This window comes from Arthrobacter sp. LT660 (genome assembly GCF_056172845.1).
Map to the genome: position 1 here is coordinate 3,419,482 of NZ_CM149651.1, position 25,338 is coordinate 3,444,819.

At 70.0% G+C, this 25,338-nt stretch carries 24 protein-coding genes and 1 riboswitch; of the genes, 7 read left to right on the plus strand and 17 right to left on the minus strand.

Translation table 11 applies throughout. The features are described from left to right. Window positions 1-75: 75 nt before the first annotated feature. The gene (locus AC0QSG_RS15960; protein ID WP_475376113.1) at window positions 76-1,689 is read left to right on the plus strand and encodes a 4-hydroxyphenylacetate 3-hydroxylase family protein; all 1,614 of its coding nucleotides are present in this window, start codon (window positions 76-78) and stop codon (window positions 1,687-1,689) included. A gap of 137 nt (window positions 1,690-1,826) precedes the next feature. Here AC0QSG_RS15960 and AC0QSG_RS15965 read toward each other — a convergent pair whose 3' ends face one another. The 6 genes from AC0QSG_RS15965 to AC0QSG_RS15990 all read right to left on the minus strand — a co-directional run bounded on the left by AC0QSG_RS15965 (window position 1,827) and on the right by AC0QSG_RS15990 (window position 7,922). Continuing rightward, window positions 1,827-2,786 carry a hypothetical protein gene (locus AC0QSG_RS15965; RefSeq protein ID WP_475376114.1) on the minus strand — a complete coding sequence of 320 codons (960 nt, stop codon included), beginning with the start codon at window positions 2,784-2,786 and terminating at the stop codon, window positions 1,827-1,829. Beyond that, entirely contained in the window at window positions 2,783-3,220 is a 438-nt protein-coding gene (locus tag AC0QSG_RS15970; protein WP_475376115.1) for a DUF6318 family protein, read from the minus strand. Before AC0QSG_RS15970 ends, AC0QSG_RS15965 begins: the two co-directional genes overlap by 4 nt. A gap of 356 nt (window positions 3,221-3,576) precedes the next feature. Then, window positions 3,577-4,791 carry an FAD-dependent oxidoreductase gene (locus AC0QSG_RS15975; protein WP_475376116.1) on the minus strand — a complete coding sequence of 405 codons (1,215 nt, stop codon included), beginning with the start codon at window positions 4,789-4,791 and terminating at the stop codon, window positions 3,577-3,579. 17 nt (window positions 4,792-4,808) lie between these two features. After that, window positions 4,809-5,534, minus strand: coding sequence for a methyltransferase domain-containing protein (locus AC0QSG_RS15980; RefSeq protein WP_435727034.1), 726 nt, complete (start codon window positions 5,532-5,534; stop codon window positions 4,809-4,811). Between the two features lie 64 nt (window positions 5,535-5,598). Beyond that, on the minus strand, window positions 5,599-6,903 hold the full coding sequence (locus AC0QSG_RS15985) for a type III polyketide synthase (protein WP_475376117.1): 1,305 nt from the start codon (window positions 6,901-6,903) through the stop codon (window positions 5,599-5,601). Window positions 6,904-7,049: 146 nt separating this feature from the next. Further along, window positions 7,050-7,922 (minus strand): inositol monophosphatase family protein, encoded by an 873-nt coding sequence (locus AC0QSG_RS15990; protein ID WP_475376118.1) that lies wholly within the window; start codon window positions 7,920-7,922, stop codon window positions 7,050-7,052. Window positions 7,923-8,087: 165 nt separating this feature from the next. Between AC0QSG_RS15990 and AC0QSG_RS15995 the strand changes: the two genes are divergently transcribed. From AC0QSG_RS15995 to AC0QSG_RS16005, 3 genes are all read left to right on the plus strand, one after another. After that, window positions 8,088-8,606 (plus strand): MarR family winged helix-turn-helix transcriptional regulator, encoded by a 519-nt coding sequence (locus tag AC0QSG_RS15995; protein WP_475376119.1) that lies wholly within the window; start codon window positions 8,088-8,090, stop codon window positions 8,604-8,606. A gap of 74 nt (window positions 8,607-8,680) precedes the next feature. Beyond that, the gene (locus AC0QSG_RS16000; RefSeq protein WP_475377337.1) at window positions 8,681-10,186 is read left to right on the plus strand and encodes an MFS transporter; all 1,506 of its coding nucleotides are present in this window, start codon (window positions 8,681-8,683) and stop codon (window positions 10,184-10,186) included. Between the two features lie 167 nt (window positions 10,187-10,353). Beyond that, window positions 10,354-12,165 carry a thiamine pyrophosphate-requiring protein gene (locus tag AC0QSG_RS16005; RefSeq protein ID WP_475376120.1) on the plus strand — a complete coding sequence of 604 codons (1,812 nt, stop codon included), beginning with the start codon at window positions 10,354-10,356 and terminating at the stop codon, window positions 12,163-12,165. A 23-nt stretch (window positions 12,166-12,188) separates the two neighbouring features. Here the strand turns inward: AC0QSG_RS16005 and AC0QSG_RS16010 are convergent, their stop codons facing one another. After that, window positions 12,189-12,629, minus strand: coding sequence for a pyridoxamine 5'-phosphate oxidase family protein (locus tag AC0QSG_RS16010; RefSeq protein WP_435727029.1), 441 nt, complete (start codon window positions 12,627-12,629; stop codon window positions 12,189-12,191). Window positions 12,630-12,661: 32 nt separating this feature from the next. After that, window positions 12,662-13,144: a very short patch repair endonuclease gene (locus tag AC0QSG_RS16015; protein ID WP_475376121.1), complete on the minus strand. Its 483-nt coding sequence runs from the start codon at window positions 13,142-13,144 to the stop codon at window positions 12,662-12,664. 45 nt (window positions 13,145-13,189) lie between these two features. Here AC0QSG_RS16015 and AC0QSG_RS16020 point away from each other — a divergent pair, with 45 nt between their 5' ends. Next, complete coding sequence (locus AC0QSG_RS16020; protein ID WP_475376122.1) at window positions 13,190-14,320, plus strand: App1 family protein; 1,131 nt, start codon at window positions 13,190-13,192, stop codon at window positions 14,318-14,320. Then, window positions 14,317-14,781 carry an acyl-CoA thioesterase gene (locus AC0QSG_RS16025; RefSeq protein WP_475376123.1) on the plus strand — a complete coding sequence of 155 codons (465 nt, stop codon included), beginning with the start codon at window positions 14,317-14,319 and terminating at the stop codon, window positions 14,779-14,781. The genes AC0QSG_RS16020 and AC0QSG_RS16025 overlap by 4 nt, the downstream gene beginning before the upstream one ends. Here AC0QSG_RS16025 and AC0QSG_RS16030 read toward each other — a convergent pair. After that, on the minus strand, window positions 14,778-15,275 hold the full coding sequence (locus AC0QSG_RS16030; RefSeq protein ID WP_435727025.1) for a hypothetical protein: 498 nt from the start codon (window positions 15,273-15,275) through the stop codon (window positions 14,778-14,780). The genes AC0QSG_RS16025 and AC0QSG_RS16030 overlap by 4 nt on opposite strands. A 9-nt stretch (window positions 15,276-15,284) precedes the next feature. Then, window positions 15,285-15,402: riboswitch (SAM riboswitch) on the minus strand. Window positions 15,403-15,515: 113 nt separating this feature from the next. Here AC0QSG_RS16030 and AC0QSG_RS16035 point away from each other — a divergent pair. Next, window positions 15,516-16,352 carry a siderophore-interacting protein gene (locus tag AC0QSG_RS16035; protein ID WP_475376124.1) on the plus strand — a complete coding sequence of 279 codons (837 nt, stop codon included), beginning with the start codon at window positions 15,516-15,518 and terminating at the stop codon, window positions 16,350-16,352. Between the two features lie 32 nt (window positions 16,353-16,384). On the opposite strand, the gene AC0QSG_RS16040 is transcribed toward AC0QSG_RS16035, so the two are convergent. From AC0QSG_RS16040 to AC0QSG_RS16075, 8 genes are all read right to left on the minus strand, one after another. Then, window positions 16,385-17,278 (minus strand): DNA-3-methyladenine glycosylase family protein, encoded by an 894-nt coding sequence (locus AC0QSG_RS16040; protein WP_475376125.1) that lies wholly within the window; start codon window positions 17,276-17,278, stop codon window positions 16,385-16,387. Beyond that, entirely contained in the window at window positions 17,275-17,868 is a 594-nt protein-coding gene (locus tag AC0QSG_RS16045) for a DNA-3-methyladenine glycosylase I (protein WP_435727022.1), read from the minus strand. Before AC0QSG_RS16045 ends, AC0QSG_RS16040 begins: the two co-directional genes overlap by 4 nt. Beyond that, a complete protein-coding gene (locus AC0QSG_RS16050; RefSeq protein WP_475376126.1) occupies window positions 17,865-18,575 on the minus strand; it encodes an alpha-ketoglutarate-dependent dioxygenase AlkB family protein in 711 nt (236 codons plus the stop codon). Before AC0QSG_RS16050 ends, AC0QSG_RS16045 begins: the two co-directional genes overlap by 4 nt. Beyond that, window positions 18,572-19,231: a methylated-DNA--[protein]-cysteine S-methyltransferase gene (locus tag AC0QSG_RS16055; protein ID WP_475377338.1), complete on the minus strand. Its 660-nt coding sequence runs from the start codon at window positions 19,229-19,231 to the stop codon at window positions 18,572-18,574. The genes AC0QSG_RS16050 and AC0QSG_RS16055 overlap by 4 nt, the downstream gene beginning before the upstream one ends. Before the next feature lie 20 nt (window positions 19,232-19,251). Continuing rightward, window positions 19,252-19,755: an RNA polymerase sigma factor gene (locus AC0QSG_RS16060; RefSeq protein ID WP_435727164.1), complete on the minus strand. Its 504-nt coding sequence runs from the start codon at window positions 19,753-19,755 to the stop codon at window positions 19,252-19,254. 103 nt (window positions 19,756-19,858) lie between these two features. Beyond that, window positions 19,859-23,179, minus strand: coding sequence for an ATP-binding protein (locus AC0QSG_RS16065; protein WP_475376127.1), 3,321 nt, complete (start codon window positions 23,177-23,179; stop codon window positions 19,859-19,861). Then, entirely contained in the window at window positions 23,176-23,862 is a 687-nt protein-coding gene (locus AC0QSG_RS16070) for a DUF4194 domain-containing protein (RefSeq protein WP_475376128.1), read from the minus strand. Before AC0QSG_RS16070 ends, AC0QSG_RS16065 begins: the two co-directional genes overlap by 4 nt. Beyond that, a complete protein-coding gene (locus tag AC0QSG_RS16075; RefSeq protein WP_475376129.1) occupies window positions 23,859-25,316 on the minus strand; it encodes a DUF3375 domain-containing protein in 1,458 nt (485 codons plus the stop codon). Before AC0QSG_RS16075 ends, AC0QSG_RS16070 begins: the two co-directional genes overlap by 4 nt. Window positions 25,317-25,338: the final 22 nt, after the last annotated feature.

Sequence of the window (25,338 nt, forward strand, 5' to 3'; positions counted from 1 at the left end):
TCCGTAGCCCGAATCATCACAGAACCCGCGTGCCGCACGGCGACGTTGCCTGCGGACGAATGAAAGGACCTCGTCATGACCGAAACTCTCGAAACCCCGTCCAGCGCTTCCACACAGGGCACGTCGGTGCCGGATATGTCGGAGCGGACGAAGCCGGCGAACCCGTTGTTGCCGCAAACCGGCGACGAGTACATCGAGTCGTTGCGTGATGATCGCGAGGTCTGGATCTACGGGGAGCGGGTCAAGGATGTCACCACGCACCCGGCATTCCGGAACTCGATCCGGATGGCCGCGCGGCTGTACGACGGATTCCACGATCCGGCTGTATCGGGCAAGCTCCTGGTGCCCACGGACACCGGGTCCGGCGGACTGACCCATCCCTTCTTCAAGGCCGCCCGGTCCGTGGAAGACCTCAAGCAGTCCCGCACGGCGATCGAGACGTGGGCGCGGATGTCCTACGGGTGGATGGGACGCTCCCCGGACTACAAGGGAGCGTTCCTTGGGACCCTGGGCGGGATGCCCGACTTCTACGAACCGTTCCAGGACAACGCGAACCGCTGGTACAAGGAATCCCAGGAGAAGGTCCTGTACTGGAACCACGCGATCATCAACCCCCCAGTGGACCGCCATCTGCCCCCGGACCAGGTCGGGGACGTTTTCATGAAGGTCGAGAAGGAAACCGACGCCGGGCTCGTCGTCTCCGGGGCGAAGGTCGTCGCGACGGGTTCGGCCATCACCCAGTACAACTTCATCGCCCACTACGGGCTGCCGATCAAAAAGAAGGAGTTCGCGCTGATCTGCACCGTCCCGATGGACGCTCCCGGCGTTAAGCTGATCTCCAGGGCCTCCTACTCCCACCAAGCCGCAGTCATGGGCACCCCATTCGACTACCCCCTCTCGAGCCGCCTGGACGAGAACGACTCGGTGTTCGTCTTCGACAAGGTCCTCATCCCCTGGGAGAACGTCTTCGCATACGGGGACGTGGAGAAGATCAACAACTTCTTCCCGCAAACCGGCTTCATCAACCGGTTCACGTTCCAGGGCTGCATCCGTCTGGCCGTGAAGCTCGACTTCATCGCCGGGCTGCTGCTGAAAGCGCTGGAGATCGCCGGGACCAAGGACTTCCGGGGTGTCCAGGCCCGGGCCGGCGAGGTCCTTGGGTGGCGGAACATGTTCTACGCCCTCGCCGACGCGATGGCCCTGAACCCCGATGAGGGACCGGACGGGACCGTGCTGCCCAAACTCGACTACGGGCTCGCGTACCGCATGTTCATGGCCACCGGCTACCCCCGGATCAAGGAAATCATCGAGCAGGACGTCGCGTCCGGGCTGATCTACCTCAACTCTTCCGCCCTGGACTTCAAGACCCCCGAGATTCGCCCCTACCTGGACAAGTACGTCCGCGGCTCCGACGGCATCACGGCCGTGGACCGGGTCAAGCTCATGAAACTGCTCTGGGACGCGATCGGCACCGAATTCGGCGGCCGTCACGAACTCTACGAACGGAACTACTCCGGCAACCACGAGAACGTCAAGGCCGAAATCCTCTTCGCTGCCCAAGCGCAAGGAACCACCGACATGATGACCGGCTTCGCCGAAACCTGCATGGCCGAATACGACCTCGACGGCTGGACGGCGCCGGACCTCATCAACAACGACGACGTCAGCATCTTCCTCAAACGGAGCTGAGACCAATAGAGTACGACGGCGGCCCGCCGGGGTCCGCGCTCAGGCGCGGGACCGGTGGGCTGCAGTATTTCGAGTGTGTCCGTCGGCGGTGGGGAACCCAGACACGCGAGTCTGTAGTCCTAATTCTTCCCGAACGACTATTCGTCGAACGGTGAGGAGCATCCGGGGCCGTTGGGGTTCTCCTCGCAGCTCGAGTCGACGAGGATTTTCTTGGTCCGCCACACGCTCACCTCGGCGCCGGGGCTGGGAACCATGGCCATCCCGGCGACCGGCATCCACGGGCCGCCGGCTACGGAGAATTGTCCGGTGTAAACAGTGGTCAGCCCGATCGGGTAGTCGCCTGTTTCAGCGTAGACGTGGCTGGTGGCCGTTTCCGTTTCGAATGGTTCGCCATTCACCGGCGCACCGGGGTCGCTGGTCGTCCGCCTAGAACCGTCACCGTAGTTCCACCGGTACTCGTAAGGAATTGCTCGGACGGCGACTGACTGTCCAAGGATCGTCGTCGTCAGCGTCCTGGTTGCGGACGAGGCATAGATGTTGGTGTGCGCGTTCCGCAGCGAAAAGCCGTCAAGTTCCATCTCAATCGTAGATGGTGGTATGGAAAGTTGTCGGAACTCTTGGGCTGTCAAAACAGGCGCGATTTGTTGGTTGCTCGGATTCTCGGGTGTGGCGGGCACTGTCGCGGCATCACTCACGCAATAATTTCCACTTTTGATCAATTCGGGATTGTCGAGTGTGTAGCGGTACGCCGTGACGTACATATCTCCTTCGGGGCACTGCGAGGCTGTCAAGACGATGCATGAAATGTCGATGTTGCCGGTAGCGAGATTGGCGCAATAAGGTGCCCAGGTTTGGAAAACAGTTGGTTTGTTAGGGATGAGGACGGGCGCCGCGCTAGCTCCAGCGCCCGCCCCGCCATCAACCGGACCAAATACTTTGGTCAGACTGTTCTGCAGATTGGACCCCGCGAGGTTGGCGTTTCCTTCGCCGAATTTGCCAGTCACTTCAGGCTTGACAGGATCCGCGGATGGAGTAGGGGCCCCCAGCGCCAACGAGAGGGTGACCAGCGACGACGCCCAAACGAAGGACTCGATCATTTTTCCATGCTTTGTACGCTGAGGATGTCAACCATTTTCCAGCTCTCCGCAGGCGTATGCGTCGCGTATGCCGTGAATGGTTGGACGTTTTCTGTCGGGGATTCGATGTTGGCGTTGGACGACCCATCTGCATTCATATGTGCACCTGCTTCTTGCCGGATAACTATGCTGGCGTCATAGACGTCACGCTCGCCTTTTTCTAATTTCGTGTAGAAGGTTTGTACCGTGATCTCCCCGCCACGACGCCACCCGCCGTTTGCCGTAGTTGCGTCTGCCAGAGCTGCTTGATCGGTACAGATGCCGCACTTTGCGTAGGAAACGTTCATCATTGGCTTCGTGTCCCCAGTGGCAATCGCGTAGTTCTGCGCCTCAAACCAGTAATTGACGAAGGCCTCGTACCCCTCCTTAGTGAACTCCTTGGCTTCCGCCGGCATCTTCGGTTTCGGGAGGTTCTTGGCGGGGGACGTCGATGTGGCTGCTTGGGGACGTGGTGGGGCACTGGACGTGGCTGGTGCCGAGGACGATGCAGTTGTGCTGGGCGTCGCCGGCTCCGAAGTTCTCCCCTCGGACTCGGGAGAGCCCGCGCAGGCTGTCAGTGCGAGACACCCTGCGGCGGCTACGGCCAGTGCGGAGCGGAAGCGGGCGGTTGCGATCGTACTCATGGGCCCCTCGTGCATTGAGTATTGACATTCCGTGTAAATCGATCATAACGCGAAAAAGGCAGCCCCGCAGGGTTGTCCACAGGTGCCAGGCGCTTCATGACGCACATCGAAACCACCGATAGGCGAATCTAGAAGTCCATCGTGAACCGCCGAGCCACCCCGTCCCGCACGCCCGGAACGGACAACGCCAACCGCATGGCGCCGTTGCGAATCGCCAGCACCGAAGCGGGCAGCGGTCGCCCCAGCGCCATGTTCAGATGGGCCTGGCGTCCGGCGATCCGAGCGGCGGACAGCCGGTTTCGCGAGAAGGCGACCCATTCCTCGGGCCCGGCGGTACCCCCGCAAATCAGCTCCGCCACAGCGGCCGCGTCCTGCAGGCCCAGCGTGATGCCCTGACCGCCGATCGGACTGATCTCATGCGCCGCATCACCGACCAGCACCACCGACCCCGCGGTCTCCAGGCCCGCGCCCGCGACCATCGACGCCACGGACCGCCGCCGCGTCCCGAAAACACTCGTCATGGTGCAGCCCGCAGGGTCGATCGAGTGCCCGGTCCGCGCGAGCACCTCCTTGGCGATCCATCGCGCGGTATCGGCGGACGACGCCGGGTCCTCCGACCCGCGCAACCGAACCACCCAGCGCCTCGTCCCGCCGGGCAGCGGGAAACTCTCGACAATCCCGGCGGCGTGCAGGAAGAGGACGGCCGTGGATCCGAAACCCGTCGCGTCTGGGAAGTCGCCCATCGCGTAACGGTCCGGATGGGCGCGCCCGCGGAACGCCAAGCCCGCCGCCCCCCGGACCGCGGACCGCACGCCGTCGGCCCCGACCAGCCGGCGGGCACCTTCGATTGCTTCCGAGTCCGCTCCGCCATCGGTGCGGACACGTACGGCGGCGACCGCGCCGGAGCCGTCCCTTGGCCCAGCAGCGCCCGCGGAACCGGCAACACTGAACCCGGTGACCCGCCGACCGCGGACCAGCGAGCCGGGGGAGACTTCCTCCAGCCGCTCGGCGAGCAACGCCACGGTCCGCGCCTGCGGCAGTGCGAGCACATACGGGTGACGGCCGGAAACCGCGCCGAAATCAATCCGCGCCACCTCGCGTCCGGAGGACAGTGCCACGCCGTCCCGGATCCGGACCCCCTCGGCTACGGCCCGGCCCCCGACTCCGGCAAGGTCCAGCACGTCGAGCGCGGGAGGGTGCAAACCGATCGCGCGCGAGTGGACGTCCGGAACGACCGCGGGCTCCAGCACCCGCACGGCCACACCGCGCTGCGCCAGCAAGACGGCGAGGCACAGCCCCGCGGGACCCGCGCCGGCGATCAGGACCGGTCCGTCGGCGCTCATGAACGATCCGATCCCGATCAGTCCCCGGCCACGGAGCGGCGAACGACGCCGGTGCCCCTTGCGTTTCCCGCGCCGCGGAACACCAACAGGTTGCGGAACGGCGCGCGCGTCTCCACGCTCCACCCGGCCCGCGCAACGGCCCGCAGCTCCGACGGCGAATAGCTCCGGCGCAACGACGTCAGCCCATCGCGCCGGATGAACGTGCGGACCGCGAACGGCAAGGCCGCGACAGCGAACAACGCGTACGCCACGGCCGACCGGCGGAGGTCAGCGTGCACCGCCGCATGGACCGCCAGCTCTTCGGAGTCGCGGAGCAGTGCCTCGAATTCGGCGGGAGTGAGGTGGTGCAACACGTGGTTGGACAGAACGACGTCGAACCGCGCCCCTTCCGCGACGAGGTCGGTGCTCGTGGCCCGCCGAAACTCCACGTCCGGATGCGTCGCCGCCGCGAACGCGTGGGCCGCCGGGTTGGGGTCGACGCCGGTGACGCGCAGCGAATACCCGTCTCGGTCCGCGCGGCGGGCAAGGTAGGCGGCGATGTCGCCGCCGCCGGAACCGACATCGAGCACCGTGCCCGTCCGGCCATGCGCCAGGTGGGGCCGCACGAACTCGGCGTAGAGCTGTCCCGGGCGCGAGAAGCACCAATTGACCGGCCAAAACGCCGCATAGGTTCGGCGCAGCGTCGCGGGGTCGGCGTCCGCGCGGTCCATCTCCTCGACGGCCGTGGCGTCACGCGCGGCCAAAGGCGGACGGAGCCGCGGCGGCCGGGCCCGCGGCGGCCACCCGAGGCGCGGCGGCAGCCGGCGCCTAAGCCCCGGCATCGGGAAGGCGAACCGTCATCAGCGCCGTCTCCACCGTCAGCCCCGGCCCGAACGCCATCGAGCACACGCGGTCGCCGTCGCGCGCGGCGCGGGCCACGGACAGATGGTTCCCGCCGGAAGCGTCTCCACCTGCAGCGCCCCCGCCGCCCCCAGCGCCGGTGGCGACGGCTTCGCCAGCCCCGACAACTGCGGCGTCGGCAGCCCCCGCAACGACGGCCTCGCCCGCGCCCACCGCCACGGCCACCGGCTGCTCCGCGGCGTCGAGGATGTCCTTGAGCACGAACATCACGGTCGCGCTGCTCATGTTGCCGTAGTCGCGCAAGACCCGCCGGGCCGGCACGAGCTGCGCGTCGGACAGCCCCAGCCGCTTCTGCACGCGGTCCAGGATGGCGCGGCCGCCGGGGTGGATGCCCCAGTGCGCGACGTCGCCGAACTCCGTCCCCGCCAACGACGGATCCCGCGCGAACAGCGGCTCCAGGGCGCCGACGATGTGGTCGTCGATGATGTGCGGCACGTAGGTCCCCAGCACCATCTCGAATCCCTCGTCGCCGATGTTCCACGCCATCGAATCCTCGCCGACCGGCGTGAGCACGGTTTCGAAGTGGTCCAAACTCAGCGAAGCGCCGACGTCGGGCAGGTCCCGCGCCGTCACGACGGCGGCCGACGCGCCGTCGGCGAACAACGCAGATCCCATGATGGTGTCCGGGTCGTTGGAGCTGCGCACGTGGAGCGAGCAGAGCTCGGCGCAAACCACCAGCACGACGGCGTTCGGCTCGGCTACGCAGAACTGCTTGGCCGCGCGCAGGGCAGGGAAGGCGGCGTAGCAACCCATGAAGCCGAGGTGGTAGCGCTGCACGGAGGGGGACAGGCCCAGCGCGCGGACGAGCTGGTAGTCCGGCCCGGGATTGTAGAAACCGGTGCAGGAGACCGTGACGACGTGCGTGACGTCCTCGGGGCCGAGTCCGGCCGCGGCGATCGCCTTGCCGCCGGCCTCCACGAACAGGGGTCCGGCCTGCTCGGCGAAGATCGCATTGCGGACCTTCGTGCTCGGGCTCAGCAGCAGGCCGCTGCGGGCGTCGAAGAAGACGGGCTCCGCGGAATCGTTGTCCACGGTCAGCTCGGTGACGGCGGTGCGACGCGTACTGATCTGCGCGGAGTTGAAGGACGTGGCGACCAGCCGCTGCCCGAGGCGCGTGAGGCCGGGCTGGGCGGCGAACACGTCGCGCGCCTGGTCCTGGTGGAGGATCGTTGGCGGAACGGCTGTCTGGATCGTGCGCAACATGACGGGCATGTCCTGAGCCTAGGTGTGGGCTCCCCGCGCGTAAAGCGGACCCCTCGACGAAGGCAGCTGTCCGCCCCTCCCGTTTCGACTGAGGTAGATGTCGCTATTGGGCCGAATCCGGACATCTACCTTCGTCGAAACGGGGGAGGGTGGGGCTAGTCTTCGTCGAAAAGTGCGGGCGGCGCCGCACGGGAGGCGCGGCGGGCGGCGACGATGTCCCCGACGATGCGCACCGCCGTCGTCGCGTTGGACCCGGGGGCGAACGCGACGTAGCAGGGCGCCTCCTGCGCGGGGCGGTCCTCGTCGTCGTAGCGGAACGGCAGGTACGTGCCCCCGGCCTGGCGGACGATCAGCGCCCCGGCGGCGATGTCCCAGGGATTCGTGTCCAGGCCCATCGTGACGTCGGCCCACCCCGCGGCGACGTGCGCGAGCATCAGCGCGCCGCTCACCTTGCGCCGGAGCGTCGCGTACGTCGTCACCAGCTCGGCGAACGAATCGAGGCCCAGCTGCCCGTCGAGCGCGAGGGCCTCGGCGGAGGGGTAGTCCGTCATGATGGACGCCCTGGCCTCGTCGGACTGGCCGGCGGGGCGAAGGGGCTCGCCGTTGAGGTAGGCGCCGTCCAGGTCGGCGGCGAACACCAGCTCGGCGACGGGATCGTAGACGACGCCGGCGAGCAGCTCGCCGTCGAGCGCCGCGGCGATGGAGACGCAGAAGAACGCGACGCCGTGCGCGAAGTTGCTGGTGCCGTCGATGGGGTCGACGATCCACTCGATCCGGCCGGATCCGCGGTGGCCGCCCTCCTCGCCGAGAATCCGGCTGTCCGGCTCCGCGGCGAACAGGTGCGCCGCGATGGCCTCCTCGGAGGCGCGGTCGTGTTCGGTCACCAGATCGTGGTGGTTTTTCTTCTCGTCGATGCGGAAGTCGGAGCGGAAGGCCGCCCGGAGCATCGGCCCGACGCCGGTGGCGGCGTCCTCGGCGATCCGGCGGAGGTTGGCGGACAGTTGGCGGGCGTTCTGGGAAGCATCCACGAAGCCAGCCTAGCGGCCGGGACGACCGGTGAGGTGCGGCACATTACTTCACAGGGGCAACTAAAACGGGCTATGGTTGCTTGAGGCAATATTCGCCTTCGTCAACTATCAGAAGGCCCGGCCCGATCCTTGAAACCCGCATCAACATCCCCGAAGGGAAGTCCCGTGCCGCTTCACGCCGCCACGGCAGCCGATCTGGTCGGCAGCGTCCAGTCCCTGCACCAGGTCCTCAAGTGCGTCGCGTACGCCGGCGTGCGGCCGGGGGAGCCGGGCATCGGCCAACAGGCGGTCCTCGGCCGGGTGGGCGACAGCCAGCCGGTCCGGGCCACCGACATAGCCCGCCGGCTCGGCGTCGGTCCGGCCGCGCTGAGCCGCCACGTCACCGAACTCGAGGCCGCCGGGATGGTCGTTCGCGAGGCCGACCCCGGCGACGCCAGGGCGCAACTGCTCCGGCTCACCGCGCAAGGGGACGCCGCCGTCGAGCGCGGTCTGGCGCGCCGTGCGGAGCTGCTCGGGGAACTGCTGGACGGTTGGGACGAGGCCCGGGCGCGGGACGCCGTCGCACTCCTCGACGAGATCTCGGGAGTGCTGCGCGAGGGACTCGCCCGCGAATCGGCCGGCGCAACCGGCCCGGCGGCCACCGGCCACGCAGCCGCCCGCGAGTCGGACGGGGGCGCGAAGTGAGCGCCGGCGTCGACCCCCGGACGGGCGCCGCGGCCGCGCCGCCCCAACGCGACGCACTGGCCGACATCCCGCAGATGACCCAAAAGGAGGTCCTGCGCGCGCTCGTCGGCGTACTGGCCAGCTTCTTCGCCGCCATGCTCGCGGCCACGATCGTGTCCATCGCCCTCCCGACCATCATGGCCGAACTCGGCGGCTCGCAGACCGACTTCGCGTGGGTCATCACCGCCGCCCTGCTCGCCAACGCGGCCAGCACGCCGATCTGGGGCAAGCTCGCGGACCTCTTCGACAAGAAGAGGCTGACCCAGATCGGCATCCTCATTTTCGTCATCGGATCCCTGCTGGCCGGCTTCGCCCAGGACATCCCCATGCTGATGGGCGCGCGCGTCATCCAGGGCCTCGGGATGGGCGGCCTGACGGCCATGGGCATGGCGGTCATCGGCAGCATCATCCCGCCGCGCGAACGCGGCCGCTACTCCGGCTACTTCGGCGCGGTCATGGCCGTCGCGACGGCCGGAGGACCGCTGCTCGGTGGCTTCATCGTGGACACGCCCCTGGGTTGGCGGTGGACCTTCTGGATCGGCATCCCCCTGGCGCTGCTGTCCATGGTGCTGATCCACAAGACGCTCCACCTGAAGCACACCCCGCGCAAGGTCTACATCGACTGGGCCGGAGCCACGCTGGTCACCGCGTCCGTGAGCACGCTGCTGATCTGGGTGTCCTTCGTGGGCCAGGCCGGCCACTTCGCGTGGGCCTCGTGGCAGACGGCCGCCATGGTCGGGGCCTCGCTGGCCATGATCGTGGTCCTGCTCTTCGTCGAATCGCGGGTCCCGGAACCGGTGATCCCGCTGAAGATCATCGCCCAGCGCACCACCGCGTTGGCCATCGTCGCCTCGATCGCGATCGGCGTGGGCATGTTCGGCTCCGGAGCGTTCCTCGGCCAGTTCTTCCAGCTCTCCGCCGGCGCGACGCCGACCATGGCCGGCGTCTTCACCCTGCCCATGATCCTGGGCAACCTGGTCGGCTCCGTGGTCTCCGGCCAGCTCATCAGCCGCTTCGGACGCTGGAAGGTCTTCCTGGTCGTCGGTTCGCTGCTGAACGTGTCCGGCCTGGGGCTGCTGGGCACCATGACCCACGCGACGCCGTACTGGATCCTCGCGCTGGGGATGCTGCTCAACGGCCTGGGCATGGGCATGATGCTGCAGAACCTGGTCCTGGCCGTGCAGAACACGGTCAAGGTCACCCAGATCGGCACGGCCAGCTCGTCCGTCGCGTTCTTCCGCTCCGTCGGCGGGGCGTCGGGCGTCGCGGTCCTCGGCGCCGTGCTCTCCGAACGCGTCGGCACGCTCACCCTGGACGGGCTCCGCGCCGCCCACCTGATCGCGCCCGACGGCGGCGGCAGCCCGGTCGCCGGGGTGTCCACCATGGACGTCTCGGCGCTGCCGGACAACGTGCAGTCGATCGTGCAGGGCGCATTCGGGGACGCGACGGCCGCCGTCTTCCTGATCTCGGCCGCGGTGGCCCTCGTGGCGTTCGTCTGCGTGTTGTGCATCAAGGAGGTCCCGCTGCGCCGGTCCGTCTGACCGACGGAACCCACCGGCACGACGGCGGTGCCGCGCCTTGCGACCGCGAGGCGCGGCACCGGCGTCGTTCTATGTCTTCAGGCGCCCCGCGGGCGGGTGGTACTAAGGATAAGGAACGCAGGGAAGACGACGCGGCGGACAACGACGAAGACCGAAAGGCGGGGTCGATGGAACAGCGGCTGGTGGCGGACACGATGGTGGAACGCCTCGAGGCCTGGGGCGTCAAACGCGTCTTCGGCTACAGCGGGGACGGGATCAACACGTTCCTGGGAGCCATGCGGCGGGCGGAGAACGGACCCGAGTTCGTCCAGGCCCGGCACGAGGAAAGCGCGGCGTTCATGGCCGTGGCCCACGCCAAATACGGCGGAGGGGTCGGCGTCGTGACGGCGACGCAGGGGCCCGGCGCGGTCCACCTGCTCAACGGGCTCTACGACGCCAAGCTGGACGGCGTGCCGGTGGTGGCGATCGTCGGACAGCAGGAGCTGTCCGTGCTGGGTTCGCAATACCAGCAGGAGATCGACCTGATGACCCTGGTCAAGGACGTGGCCGCACGGTTTTCCCAGCAGGTGTCCGATCCGGAGCAGCTGCCCATGGTTCTGGACCGGGCGTTCCGGACGGCGTTGGCGACCTCGTCGCCGTGCGTGGTGGTGGTGCCGCACGACGTGCAGCAGATGCCGGCGCCGGAACTCGAGCGCGAACACGGCACGGTGGTGACCGCTCCGAGGTTCGAGCGGCCCCACGTCGCGCCGCGCCGCGCGGAGCTGGAGGCGGCCGCGGAGCTGCTCAACGCCGGGCGCCGCGTCGCGCTGCTGGTCGGCCAGGGCGCGGCGGGCGCCCGGGACGAGGTCGAGGCCGTCGTCCGGCGGCTCGGGGCCGGTGTGACCACCAGCCTGCTGGGCAAGCCGCACGTCGACGAGACCGCGGACTACAGCACCGGGGTGATGGGCCACCTCGGAACGTCGGCCAGCGGATGGCTGATGGAGCACTGCGACACCTTGCTGATCGTAGGATCAAACGACCCGTGGACCGAGTTCTACCCGCCGCCGGGCGCCGCCCGCGCGGTGCAGATCGACAACGACGCGAGCAAGATCGGCAACCGCTACCCCGTCTCCGTGGGGCTGGTCGGCGACGCCGCCGGCACGCTGGCGGCGTTGTTGGAGCTGCTCCGGCCACGGACCGACGGCGACTGGGCCGGCCGGGTCGCCCAGGCCGTCGGCGACTGGCATCGGCTCTCTGCGGAGCGGGCCGCGACGCCGGCCGAACCCGTGAACCCGGAGCGCGTGGCCCGCGAGCTCAGCGACCGGCTGCCGGCGGACGCCCAGGTGGCGATCGACGTCGGAAGCTGCGTCTATTGGTACGCCCGCCAGCTGCGCCTGCCGCCCGGCGTGCCCGCCCACCTCAGTAGCACCCTGGCGAGCATGGGGTGCGGCGTTCCGTACGGACTGGCCGCCAAGCTGTTGGCGCCGGAGAGGCCCGTGGTGGTGCTCGTCGGGGACGGCGGCATGCAGATGAGCGGCATCGCGGAGCTGGTGACGGTTTCACGGCTGTGGCGGCAGTGGGCCGATCCGCGGTTTGTGGTGTGCGTGCTGAACAACCGCGACCTGGCCGAGGTCACTTGGGAGCAACGCGAAACCGAGGGCGACCCGCGGTATGCCGCTTCGCAGGACCTGCCGCCCTTCCCGTTCGCCGGATACGCGGACGTGCTGGGGCTGCGCGGGATTACGGTCGAGGATCCGGAACTGCTCGGGGCGGCCTGGGACGAGGCGTTCGAATCGAAGATCCCGGTGGTGCTGGACGTCCAGACCGACGCGTCCGTGCCGCTGCTGCCGCCCTTCCCGCACGGTGCGCGCAAGGCCGAGACGATGCGCGCGGGGCTGAGGCAGGAGGGCGCCTCGGGGGAGCGCGCCCTGCGCCTGCTGGACACGTACGTGGCCCAAGAGGAACGGCTCTTCGGGGACGGCGCGTCAGGCCGGGCGTAGGGCCGGAGGCGGCGCCGGCGGCCCTACGACTCGTCCAGCTGCTCCGGCTGGCGTCCGAGCCGGAAGTGGCGCCCGCTGACCGACTGCGGTTCGATCTCCACCCAGAAGTCCTTCAGCGTCGGCAGCCACGGGGCCACGCCCGTGTCGCGGGCCGCCTCGATCTCCGCCTCCGTCTGCAGGACTCGCGCCGTTCCGCGGACGACGACGGACCACGCCTCGTCACTGAGGATCCCGTCGGCCTCGAAAACAACGCGCGGGTTGACGGTCAGGCCGGCGAGCTTGCCGCCGGGTGCGGTCCGCAGATAAATCCGGCCGTTGGCGGTGGCATGGTTGACCGGCACCAGGTCGATCTCGCCGGCAACAACGGTGGCCAGCCGGCCGTGCCGGGCGTCGGCGAGGAGTTTCCAGCACTGGTCGGCGTCGAGGACGAGGACGGGGCTGCCGTCGGGGTGTGTGAACATCATGGCTTGAGTATTCTACTTTGCGTAGAAAATAGCTAGGGGTTCGCCGTCGGGCCCAGGAAAGCCGCGAGCGAGCGCAATACCCGGTCCGGGTCCGCCAGCTCACACTCCCAGACAGTCAGCGAGTCCCAGCCCAGCGTGCTCAGGGCCGCGCTGTGCCGGAGGTCCCGGGCTGCGTTCCCCTCGCGCTTGGCGCGCCAGAATTCGGCGTTCGACGACGGGGCCCGGCGGCCGGCGGGGCAGTCGTGCTGGTGCCAGAAGCACCCGTTGACGAAGACCACCTTGCGCCGGAATGCGAACACCAGATCCGGTTTGCCAGGCAGTTTTCCGCCCGCGAGCCGGACGTCCGGGGCGGCCCGGCGGGCGGCGGCCGCCGCGGCGCGGGCGAGCTGGCCATGCAGGCGGTAGCGGTATCCGGCGGCGTGGGCGATCCGGCGGACGCGCAGTTCCGGACCGGTGTCCTTGCCCCGGATGCGGGACATCAGGGCGGAGCGCTGCTGGGGCGTCAGGCGGTCCATGTCACCATTCTCACGAACGTCCGCCGGGCGTGAAAGACTTGCGGCATGCGAGGAAACCAGAGCGACACGCCCCACCGCCACCTCGGTGTCCGCCTCGAGGATTCGTGGCACGCCTTCCGCGAGCGCGGCGCCCGCGCCAAGGGAATGGTGGCATCGGTCGCCTCCTTCAGGGGCTATGGTCTGAGTTCGCCGGACGGCGGATGGGTGCGCGTGCTGGCCAGGATTTCGATGGCCCGCCCGGAGGGACCCGAAATCGCCGTTCCGAAGCCCCAGGTCGTCGCGGACAGCGTGCGCGGATGGAAGAACTTCGTCTCCCCGGCCCTGCCGTACGCAGAGGTCACCGTCACGGTCGAGGGCCGCAAGTACAAGGTCGACGCCGACAGGGGAGGCGTGCTGGACGCGCTGATCGAGGTGGGCCTGGAGCCGGGCTGGCACACGGTCCACTTCTCCTGCGAGGGTTCGGAGGACGCACCCGCCCGGGTCTTCGTAGTCGATTCCGCCGTGGACTTCGGCATGGTGTCCGACGTCGACGACACCGTGGTGGTCACCGCCCTGCCCCGCCCGCTGTTGGCGGCGTGGAACTCGTTCGTGCTCAACGAACACGCGCGCGTGGCGACCCCGGGGATGGCCGTGATGATGGAGCGGCTGATGCGGGGGCGTCCGGGATCCCCGGTCCTCTACCTCTCCACCGGAGCCTGGAACGTGGCGCCGACCCTCACGCGGTTCCTCACCCGAAACCTCTACCCGGAGGGGGCCCTGCTGCTGACCGACTGGGGGCCGACGGAGGGCCGCTGGTTCCGCTCGGGCATGAAGCACAAGGTGGACCAGCTGCGCCGACTCGCGGACGAGTTCCCGCAGATGAGGTGGCTGCTGGTCGGCGACGACGGGCAGCACGACCCGGAGATCTACGCGGAGTTCGCCAAGCGCTACCCGCAGAACGTCCGGGCGATCGTGATCCGCCAGCTCACGCCGTCGGAGGCCGTTTTGGCCGGCGGCCGCTCGATGGGCACCGTGGACGCGACGCCGGGCGTGCCCTGGATCTACGCCCCCGACGGAGCCGTGATCATCGCCGAACTCGAGAAGCTCGGGATCGTTTCCGCCGAGGACCAGCGAGTGCAGGAAGACGAGCAACTCCGCGCGGTGGAGCAGAAGCAGGCCCGCGGGGAAAAGGTGTGAGCGGACGCAGGCTCCGCGTCCAGGTGCCCATGCGTTGGGCGGACATGGACGCCTACGGGCACATCAACAACGTGAACCTCCTCCGCATGCTGGAAGAAGCGCGCATCGCCGCCTTCGGCGTCCCGGGCGGGACGGGCAAGGCGGGCAACGAGCCGATGGTGGACCTGTTTTCCGCCGTGCCCGCCGGCACCCAGACGCTCGTGGTGGAACACCGCGTGCGGTATGCCGCGCCGCTTGACTACCGCAACGTTCCGGCCGAGGTCGACGTGTGGATCTCGGTGGTCAAGGCGGCCAGCTTCGACCTCGCCTACGAGATCCACGACCCGGTCGACGGCGGAGTGTGCGTCCGCGCCACCACGACCCTGGCCTTCTTCTCCACCGGGGAATCCCGTCTGATGCGGATCCCCGCCGAGCGCCGGGAGGCCCTCGAGGAGTTCCTGGGCGAGCCGGTCTTCCGTTAGGACAGCCGGGCCGCCAGTTCCGCGAAGTCCCGCCCGAGGCATTCCTCGTGGGCCAGTGCACACGGCTGCACCGGGTTCGCGGACAGGCTCACGTAGGCTCGTCCGGCGTGGCGCAGCCGGTCCGCGGGCAGACCGAGGATTCCGGCCGATTCGTTCCAGACGAACCGCCAGCGCGCTGGCACGGGTCCGTGCAACGGCCGGAGGCGGGAGGCCTCATCCCGCGGCGGCGGCGCGTGTGCTTCGCGGGCGGCCGCGGGCAGCCCGCGCATTCGGGCGGCCACCTGGAACGCGTCGTGGGTGTGTGTGGTGACGGCTTCGCCGTCGGCTGCGTGGATGACGACCCGTTGTTCCGGCACGCCGACTTCGACTGAAACGGTCACCCAGTCGGCGGGGAGCGCCAGCGCGCGGCGCAGTGCCGCCACGTGGATGCGGTGTCCGGGGTCGAACGAGGAACAGAGCGAATCGGCGCCCGAGGCGGTGGTGTGGAAGCCCATGGGACCCTTCCGTTGCTCTTGCCGACGTCGAGTGGGCCGCCGGCCGCTTCGTCATCCGAACCACCCGTTAAGCATGGGGTTGGTGTGCGGCCGGGTCGGAGCCCAAAGCTGGCCGCATCTCGTGAAGCTGGCTTAATCCTAGCGCAGGCAGTGCGCACGGTTTGCGTTGCGTCATTTTGTGGGATTGGCTGGGGAAAACCGAAGCGCCGAAGGACCCGGCGCCCAGAGGAGTGATATCGAGTGAGCGTTCCCCCAACAGCACGTCCGGCCCGGCCGCTGATTGTCTTGGAGGTCGTGGCGAGCGAGACGCTGGGAGAGCACATGGTTCGGCTGACGTTCGGCGGGCCCGGCTTCGCCGAGTTCCGCAACAAGGACGCCACCGACAAGTACGTGAAGCTATTGTTCGCCGATCCGGCGCTGGGACTCGAGCCCCCGTACGACATGGATGCCCTGCGCGCCGCGCTTCCGGCGAACAAGATGCCCGTGCGCCGCACCTATACCGTTCGCAGTGTCGACGAGGCGGCCGGCACCCTGCAGATCGACTTCGTGGTGCACGGCGACGACGGCATCGCAGGTCCGTGGGCGGCGTCCGCGCAGCCGGGGGACAAGATCTGTTTCTCCGGACCCGGCGGGATGCATCTGCCCGATGTCGAGGCCGACTGGTTCCTCTTCGCGGGGGACGAATCCGCGCTGCCGGCGATCGCGGCGACGCTGGAGACCATGGATCCCGACGCGAAGGGCTTCGCCTACCTCGAGGTCGCCGGACCGGAGGACGAGATCGCGTTGGACGTGCCCGCCGGGATCGACGTGCGCTGGTTGCACCGCGGAGGACCGGTCACCCCCGAGAGCGCGATGCTGGCTTCTGCCGTCATGGCGGGGGAGTGGCCCGAGGGCCGCGTGCAGGTCTTCGCCCATGGAGAGCGCGAGATGGTCAAGGCGCTGCGGCGCTACCTGTCCGACGACCGTGGGGTGGACCGCAAGCAGCTCTCGCTGTCCGCCTACTGGGCGTATGGACGGGCCGAGGATACGTTCCAGGCGGAGAAGCGCGAACCCATCGGGCAGATCTTCCCCGAGTAGCCGCCGCACCGACGGGTAGCCGCCGGCTACCTTCAGTAGGCGGTGGACGTCCACAGGTGCATCAGCGCGTGGGCGCGGTACGGGCTCCAGTTCCGCGCGCGCTCGGCGGCTTCCGTGGTCGAGATGCCGCCCAGGGCGCGGCGCAGCACCAGGTCCCCGGGTGCGAAGGCGTCGCGGTCCCCGGAGGCGCGGACGGCCAGGTAGTCGGCCGTCCACTCTCCGATGCCGGGCAGTGCGAGCAATTCCGCGCGGGAGAGCGGAAACCACGGACTTTCCGGCACTTTTCTTATCACCTCACCCTCCGCATGGCCTGCGCGGAGGAACGCGCCCGCCAGCGCCCGCAGCGTGCGTGCCCGGGCGTTCGTGATGCCGACGGCGGCGCGCAGGTCCTCGTGTGCCGCCCCGGCAACCGCCTCTGCCGCGGGAAAGGTCCGGAGCCCTGCGGGTCCGTCCGAGCCGTACGCGGCGACGAGCCGACCGGCGAACGTGCGGCAGGCGGCGAGCGAGACCTGCTGGCCGAGCACGGTGGTCGCCGCCGCCTCGAACGGGTCGAGGCACCCCGCCACGCGCAGGCCCGGGCGGGCGGCCACGAGCGGAGCCAGCAGCGGGTCGGCCGCGAGCACGGCGTTCACGGGTGCGAGGTCGGTGTCCAGGTCCAGCCACGCCCGGACGACGGCGCCGAGCTCCGTCCGGTCGGAGCCGGACAGGCCGGGCGAGAACACCCGCACACCGGCGGGTTCGACGGCGACCGTCACCGCGCGGTGCCCCGAGGTCAGGCGCACCGCGCGGGTCAGCGTGGCGTCGCGGACGTCCACCGCGTCCACACCCGGTATGGCGTGCGCGGCGAACAACCCCATCAGCGCCGGGGCGTCGAGTCCACCCGTGGCCGGCAACAGGCGTCCGCGGTCCGCCGGTCCTGAACTCATCCCGGCCAGACGCCCGAGGAGCCGCGGCGGTGGCTGTCCAACAAGTGGGTGTCCACTATGCCGATGGCTTCCATCAGCGCGAACATCGTGGTCGGCCCCACGAAGGAGAATCCGCGCTTCCGCAGCGCCTTGGACAGTGCGATGGATTCTGGCGAGGTCGTGGGGACGTCCGCGAACGTGGCCGGCCGCGGGGTCTCGGCGGGACCGAACGACCACACGAACTCGACCAACCCGCCGTCCGACCGCAACTCGATCGTGGCGCGCGCATTGGCGATGGCTGCGAGGATCTTGGCGCGGTTGCGCACGATCCCGGCGTCCGCCATCAGGCGAGCCACGTCGTCCTCCCCGTATGCCGCGACGGAGTCCGGGTCGAAGCCGTCGAAAGCGGCCCTGAACGCCTCGCGCTTGCGCAGGATGGTGGCCCAGGACAGCCCGGCTTGGAAGGCCTCCAGGCTGATGCGCTCGTACAGCCCGCGTTCGTCCCGCACGGGAAGGCCCCATTCGGTGTCGTAGTATTCGCGCAGCATCGGATCGACACTGGCCCACGGCGGCCGCGCGAGTCCGTCCTCGCCGATCACGGTCCCGTTCATGGAATGGGTTGTCCTTCCAGTCCGGTGGCGCGCAGGGTGATGTTGATGCGCCCGTGCTCCAGCCCGCATCCCTCCGGGGCGGTCCCGGCGTACACCTTGGGTACGCCATGGTAGGCCAGCCGCGACGGTCCGCCGAACACGAACAGGTCCCCGGAGAGCAGCTCGACGTCCTCGTAGGGCTTCGCCCGGCCCTGCGTGTTGCCGAAACGGAACAGGCACGCGTCCCCGATGGACAGGGACACCACGGGGGCCGGCGACGACTCGTCCTTGTCCTGGTGCATGCCCATCTTCGCCCCTGCCGCGTAGTGGTTCACGAGGGCGGCGTCCGGCGCGTAGGGGACGTCCGGCCGGCCGGACCGCGCGTACCCCGGGGTGCCGACGGCGTCGTACGCCTCGGCGACCGCGCGGCCGCCGAGTTCGGCGAGCCAGCCCGGCAGCGGGAGCACGCGGTTTCCGTTCACGTCCGTCGCCTCGCGCGTGTAGCGGTAGGGCTGCCAGTGCCAGCCCAGGCACACGGTGTGCACGGACATCTCGTGCCCGCGGACCTTGGCCGCCCGGATCGGCACCGGTCCGTCGGCCCACTCGCGGAAGCGCGCGGCGATCCAGGCCTGCTGCTCCAGGCTCAGCCACCCCGGGACGTGGACCGCGCCCGGTGCCACCTGCCGGACGGGCCGTTCCAGGAGGTCGTCGCCGAACAGGGTGTTCACGCGGCCGACTCCAGGCCGAGCAGCCGCGTTTTGGCCTCCGTCCCGCCGAGGTAGCCGCCCAGGGTCCCGTCGCTGCGCAGGACGCGGTGGCACGGCACGACGACGGGCAGGGGATTGGTCGCGCAGGCGGTGCCGACGGCGCGCACCGCCTTCGGCCGGCCCGTGGCCAGCGCGATCTGCGCGTAGCTGGCCGTCTGCCCGTAGGGGATCAGCGGAAGGTATTCGTGGATCTCGCGGCGGTAGCCGGAGGACAGCGTGCGGTCCAAGCGGAGGTCGAATTCGTGCCGGGTGCCGGAGAAGTACTCGTCCAGCTGCCGCGCCGCGTCGTCCAGGCGGGCCGGGGCACGCAGGATCCGCGGGCTCAAGCGGGACGCGAGCTGTTGCAGGACGGCGTCGTGGTCCTCCTGGGCGAAAGCCACCCGGACCAGTCCCGTCTCGGTCGTGGCCAGCAGCAGCGATCCCACGGGGGTGTCCACCACGCGGTAGGCGACGTCGAGGGCGCCCGCGGCGGCGGCGGCCTCCACGAGACGCCGGTGGAGCCGTCCGGCGACGTCGGCGGTTTCCGCGGTGGCGGACAGGAGCGCGGCGAGTTCGGCGTCGAAGCGTGGAGTGCCGGACGCGTCCGCCGATCCGGTGGTGCCGGGCGCGTCGGCCATGGTGGGGGGAAGAGGGGCGCTCATGGGTGTACCTCCTGCGGGATGGTGTGGGTGTCCAGGGCCGTCCGGAGCGCCCTCATGCCGTCCGAACAGGCACGGCGCGTGGCCTCGACGCTGCCGCCGAGGATGGCGGCGACCTCGCCGTGCGGCAACCCGGCGACGTGGTGGTACGCCACGGCCATCCGCTGCTTGGGCGGCAGCGCGGCGAGTGCGCGCCAGAGGTCGTCCTCCGGTTCGCTGGGCACCCCGAGTGTGGAATGCGCGTCCGGCGGATCCGCCGTCGGGACGGCGCGGCGGGCCGCGGAACGGACGACGTCGACCGCCTTGCGGTGCGCGATCGTCACCAGCCACGCCTCGACGTTCGCGTCCGCCGGCAGCTCCGGGTAGGCCCGCAGCGCGGCGAGGAACGTCTCCGACCAGGCGTCCTCCGCATCGGCACCGGAACCCAGCACCGCGCGGCAGACCCTGAACACCGTGGTGCCGTGGGCCCGCACGACCGATTCGAACGGCTGCTTGATGTTGATCACCTTCGTAGACGCCGGCGCCCGCCAAAGTGTGAGCCCCGTGATGACAGAATCTACGCGCCCGCGGATCGGCCCGGCGAACCCGGCGCCCGATTGTGGACAACTATCGCAGGACGATGTCCGTCGCCAGTGCCGGGGACAGCCCCGTCTCGACGAATCCGGACACGTTGGACCCGGGGTGCTTGACGATGTCGGACACCGAACCCAGGTGCCGGGAGAGGTCGATCTTGTCCTCCGGGGCCGCGAGCAGCAGCTGGAAGCCGAACTCCTGCAGCGCGTTGATGCCCGCCGCCGCGTACTCCGAGTTCGCCTGGATGAACGCCTCGTCGATCATCACCGTCCCGTAGGTGGTGAAGCCCTGCAGCGCGAAGCCCAGCTGGTAGGCCAGCGCGGCGCCCATGATGAACGAGGTGAAACGCTGGCCCTCGCCGCCGGACAGCGTGCCGGGCTCCAGCCCGGTCTCCACCTCGCCGCCCGGCTTGTGCTCGTTGCAGGAGATCGTCACGTGCTGGCGAACGTCCAGCACGGTGTCCCGCCACGCCTGGTGGGTCGAGTCGTCCAGCGCGTCCACCAGCCGCTCCAGCGCCCGGTAGCTGGAGGTCAGCTCCTCCGGACCGCGCCGGGCGTAGGCGTTCCCGAGCGCGTCCTTCAGCGCGGCGCGGAAGTCCCGCGCCTCGTCGGGGATGCTGGTCCGGACCTCGAGCCGCAGGTGGCTGCCGTGCTCGAACGGCACGTCAGCCAGGATCTGGTTCAGCGGCAGGATGCGCTGGGCGATGTCCCGGCGCTCCTCCTCCAGCAGCTGCAACAGGTCGGAGAAGCGTTCGTAGGACCGGTTGGAGAAGTACTCGCGGAACTCGTCCTCGCGCTGCGGTAGGCCCTCCTCGACGATGCCCTCCAGCAGCCGCACGTAGTGCGGGGCGCTCTCCACCGAGACCCCGGCGGTGGACGCCGCGCCCGGACCGAAGTCGCGGGCGAACTGCTTGAACGTGTCCGTCAACGCCGTCTCCGTGGCGAACAGCGACTGGCGCAGCGCAGTCGCGCGCTCGCCGAGCGCCAGCGCAACGTCCGCGACGGCGGCGTCGAGCTCCGCCACTCTCGCCTCCGACCCGCGCGCCACGACGGCGGAGAGTCCCGGGTCCGCGCGGAGGGTCTCCCCGGCCCACGCCGCGGGCGTACCGTCGGCGCCGCGCGCGGCGGTCGCCTTCAGCTGGGCGGCGGCGGAGGCGGCCCGCCGCTCCAGGGCGGACGTTTCGCTGCGCAGCACGGCCAACCGTCCGACGCCGGACTCCAGTTCCGCACGCGCCTCGGCCAGCGATTCCCGCAGTGCGGCGAGGTCCGTGCTGGCATCCATGGCGTCGGCGATCCGGGCCTCGAGGTCCACGACGGCGGCCTCCTGGACGGACGTGTCCAGCGCCGCGAAGGCGCGCTTGTCCACGGACAGCGCCTTCAGCGAGTCCAGGCGCCGGGCCAGTTCGTCCTTGGAGCGGCTGCGCTCGGCCGCGAGCTCCTCGGCCTGCGCGCGCTCGCCGTCCAGGCGCAGGGCCTTGGCCTCGAGCTCCGCGATCTTCTCCTCGTTGGTGAAGCCCAGGAGGTAGTCGGAAGCGGCGACCACGCGGGTGTCGCGCTCGAACACGCCGGCGGAGGCCTTGATGGTTCCGGCCTTCGAGATGGCCTTCGGGTGGACATGCAGTCCGGCATCGGAGGCGACGCAGGCCAGCGCGTGGTCGGCGGTGATCTTGGCGCGGAGCCAATCGCCGGCGTCGGAGGACTTGAACTCCAGCTTGGTGACCAGGTCCGCCGGGCCGGCGTCGGCGGCACGAGGGGCACGGGAAAGGTCCATCCACCGCAGGCGTCCGACGCCGTCGAGCCGGTCCGCCGCCGCCGTCACCTTGGCGAGGTCCTCGCCGCGGACCAGCAGCGTGGTGGCGAGGCTGCGCAGGGCCTTCTCGGCGGCCGAGCGCCATTCGGAATGCCCCGGGGCGATGTCCACCAGTTCCCCGGCGAAGGGCAGGTCGGCGGCGTCGATTCCGGTCTCGGAACAGATGCGGCGGCGGGCGGCGGCGGAGACCGGGTCGATGTTGGAACCGCGCAGGGAATACGCGTCGATCTCGGTGCGGAGCCTGCGTCCGCGGTCGCGCGCCTCCATCGAGGCGGCCATCGCCTCGTATTCCATGGTCTTCGCGTCCTTGGCGACGCCGGCAAGGTTCTCCGCGGCGACGGCGGCCTGCCGGCGGGCGGATTCCAACCCGGAGGCCGTCCACGTGAGCTTCACTCCGACGTCGTCCATCTCCCGGCGCAGCGCCGCGGCGGCCTGCGCGCGCTCGACCAGGCGGGCACGGGCGGACTCGAGCTCGCGTTCGAGCGCTTGGACGGCCTGCCCGCCGTGGGAGTCGTGCTGCTCCTGCAGGGATCGGGCGCGCTCCTGAAGCACGTCCTTGGCTTCGGCCGCGGCCTCGATTTCCGCCCGGTTCGACGCCAGCTCCGCCGCCAGCGCGGCGGAACGCCCGCCGAGGAGCTCGGCGGCCAGGTGCTCGCGCAGCAGCGGCAACTGGGTGCCGGCAAGTTCGGTGTTGCGCTCGAGTTCCTCGGCGAGCCCGCGGTGCCGGGCGTACTGATCCGGCACCTGGCGGAGGGCGTCGCGCTGGGCGCGGGCCTCCTCCAGCTGGCGGTGGATGCCGCGAAGGTGGCTGAAGTCCTCGACGGCGCCGGCCGCGGCCTTGAGCGTCGCCGGGACCTCCAGGACCTCGTAGCGGAAGAACTGGTTGACGCCCTTGTCCAGGCCCTTGCCGTTCTGCAGCGTGCGCAGCAGGGAGAAGGCCTTGTCGTTGTCGATGCCCAGGCGGCGGCGGAAGCGCTCGGCGAACGTCTTGTGGGTGTCGAACGCCTCGAACCCGGGCAGCGACTTCTGCAGGCTGGTAGGGGAGAACCGGCGGGACCCGTGGTCCTCCAGCGCGGCGGTGTCCAGGGTACGGTCGCCGATCACGTAGTGCTTGCCCACCTGGCCCTCGAGCCCGTTGGCGGGGAGGTCGAACAGGGCGGCGACGCAGGTTTGGCCGCCGAGGCCGTCGTCGTACGTCAGAGCGATGGCGCTCCACGTGGCGCCCGGGCGCTGGTACAGCGTCCCGGTCTCGGTCTTGAAGCGGCGGCCGCGCATGTAGGAGTAAGTGGTGCGGCGGTCCTTGCGCGTGGAGGCCTCGTGGGCGGACTCGTTCAGGCGCGGCGCGGCGTGGAAGATGTGCCCGATGCCGTCGAACAGGGTGGATTTGCCGACGCCGGGATGGCCGGTCAGCAGCGTGCCGTCGCGGTCCACATAGAGGCTGTGGCGGCCGTGGAACGTGCCCCAGTTGATGACCTGGATGCGGGTCAGGCGGTGTTGGCCGGGGTTGGCGGCCTCGCCGAAGGGCAGGGTCAGGGCAATGCTCACAGTTCATCCTCCACGGAGTCGAGGTCCATGACATCCGCGTCGGAGGAGTTCTCCAGGGCGGCGATGTAGGCGGGGATCTCCTCGATGCTTTCGAACGGGAGGGCCAGGGCCAGCGCGCCGGAGACGCGGTATTCGTCGTCGAGTTCGGTGGGCAGGATGAGTTTGAGCGCCACGAGACGGGCGAGGGACGCGTCGGTGAGGTCCTCCAGGCGCTTGTCGTCCACCGCACCCGGGCGGCGGTGTTCCTCAAGGATTTCGCGGGCGCCGGCGCGCGAGATGACGGGGTCCGTTCCGCTTCCGGCGTGGCGGTCCAGCAGCAGCCGAAGGCGCAGGGCAAGCAGCGTCTCCTCGCGCTTGAGCGGCTTGCGCGGGGCGATCGCGGTGGTGTGCGGGGCCTCGACCTCCACCGGAACCAGCAGCGCGATCTTCCGTTCGGTGTCCACGCTCAGCAGCAGGAACAGCTCGGCGACGTACGCGGCGATGTCCTGGCGGCGGTCCAGGACGAGCTGCCAGAGCCTCGGGTCCGCGGTGCCGTCGAGGTAGGGGCCGCGGAGGAGGCGGACCAGGACCTGGCGCAGGGGCAGTTCGAACCGGCCGGTGTCGCTCTCGAAGAGCCGGCGCTCGGCCGCGCCGCCGGGGACGCCTCCGTCGTCGCGCGTGGGACTGGTGGTTTCGGTGCTCATGCGGGGTCTTTCGCGAAGGTGATCACGGGCAGGTAGGCGTCGCGTTCGCTGCCGTCGACCTGGCGGAAGACGACGCGCTCGAAGCGGTCGGTGTCCATCGGCTCGCCGCCGGTGCGGGCTCTGGCGAGCAGGTGGCGGAGGTTGTTCAGGTGGCGTTCGGCCGGCTCCAGTCCGGCGAACGCGGCTCCCAGGGTCGCGTCGCCGGCGGCGTTGCGGCGGGCGCGCACGACGGCGTCGCGCAGCTTCGCGGGCTCTGCCTGCGGCGTCGTGGGGGTGCGGTGGATGTCCGCCTCCGTGAGCGCCGGGGGATCGGCGAGGCGCGGCGGCGCGACGTGTTCGGCGGGGTCGAAGATGCGCAGCGAGGCGAGGGTGCTGAACCCGGGTGAGTAGAGTCGCACCGGCGCGGCCGCGGTGCGGGCCTTCAGCGCGGGCGAGGAGGCGACGGCGAGCTCGGCGGCGCGGACGGCCTTGCGCAGCAGCAGCGATTCGCGGAACTCGTCCGACTGTACGTAGGCGTGGAGGCTCTCGGAGAGCTTGCCGTAGCTGGCGTGGACCTCGCCGGCCTGGCGGCGCAACTCGCGCAGGAGGTTGGCCAGGGTGTGGCGCTCCTGGGCGCTGAGTCCGTCGACGAAGTCGCGCTCCAGGACGTCGTTGACGCCCTGCCGGAACCGCGCCTGGCGCTGGGGGTCGTTCAGGAATTCCGTGAAGCCGCGGAACGTCTCGCCCTCCGGGGTGCTGCGCAGCTGGCGGTCGCCCTCGAGGACCTGTCCGACCGCCACGCCCTTGGCGACGGAGGACTCCATGATCTCCTGCCGGACGGCGTGCAGCATCTCGCGGACGCCGTCGCGCATGCGCTTGAAGTCGGCGGGCAGGTGCGAGGCGAGGTCCAGCACCGACCGGGCGGCGGCGACGGCGCCGTCGTGCGGCATGGGGCCGGGTCCGGTGCCCTCGCGCAGGGCGTCGATGCGGTCCTTGCGCTCGTCGATCTCCGCCTGGAGTTGGCGGATGCGCGCCTCGGGGTCCGGGTCCGATTCGTGGGCGAGCGTTTCGATGCTGGTCAGTAGCGTGTTCAGCCGGGAGGAGTTCAGGTTGGTGCGGGCGCCGGAGAAGCCGTCCAGGAACGTGAGGACGCGGGCCGTGTGCGCGGTGGGCTCGTAGACGAAGTGCCCGTCGACCAGGGGCCGTGCGAGGAAGCCGGAGCGCACCCACGAGTCGGCGAACTGGGGTGCGCGCCACGCCTCGGATATGCCGGCGCCTTCGGAGCGCAGGTGTTGGAGGAACGCGTCGAGGGCCGCGTGGAACGCCTCGAGGGTGATGCGGGGCCGCGCCTGGGTGAATTCGGCGCGGAGGAACGCGACGGTCCACGGGGCGGCGGACAGGAGCTTCCATGCGGGCGAGGACCGGAACTCCAGCTGGTCCCCCCAGATGGCGGCGGCGTTCTCAGGCGGGCGCATACACGGCTTTCCGGCCAGGGGC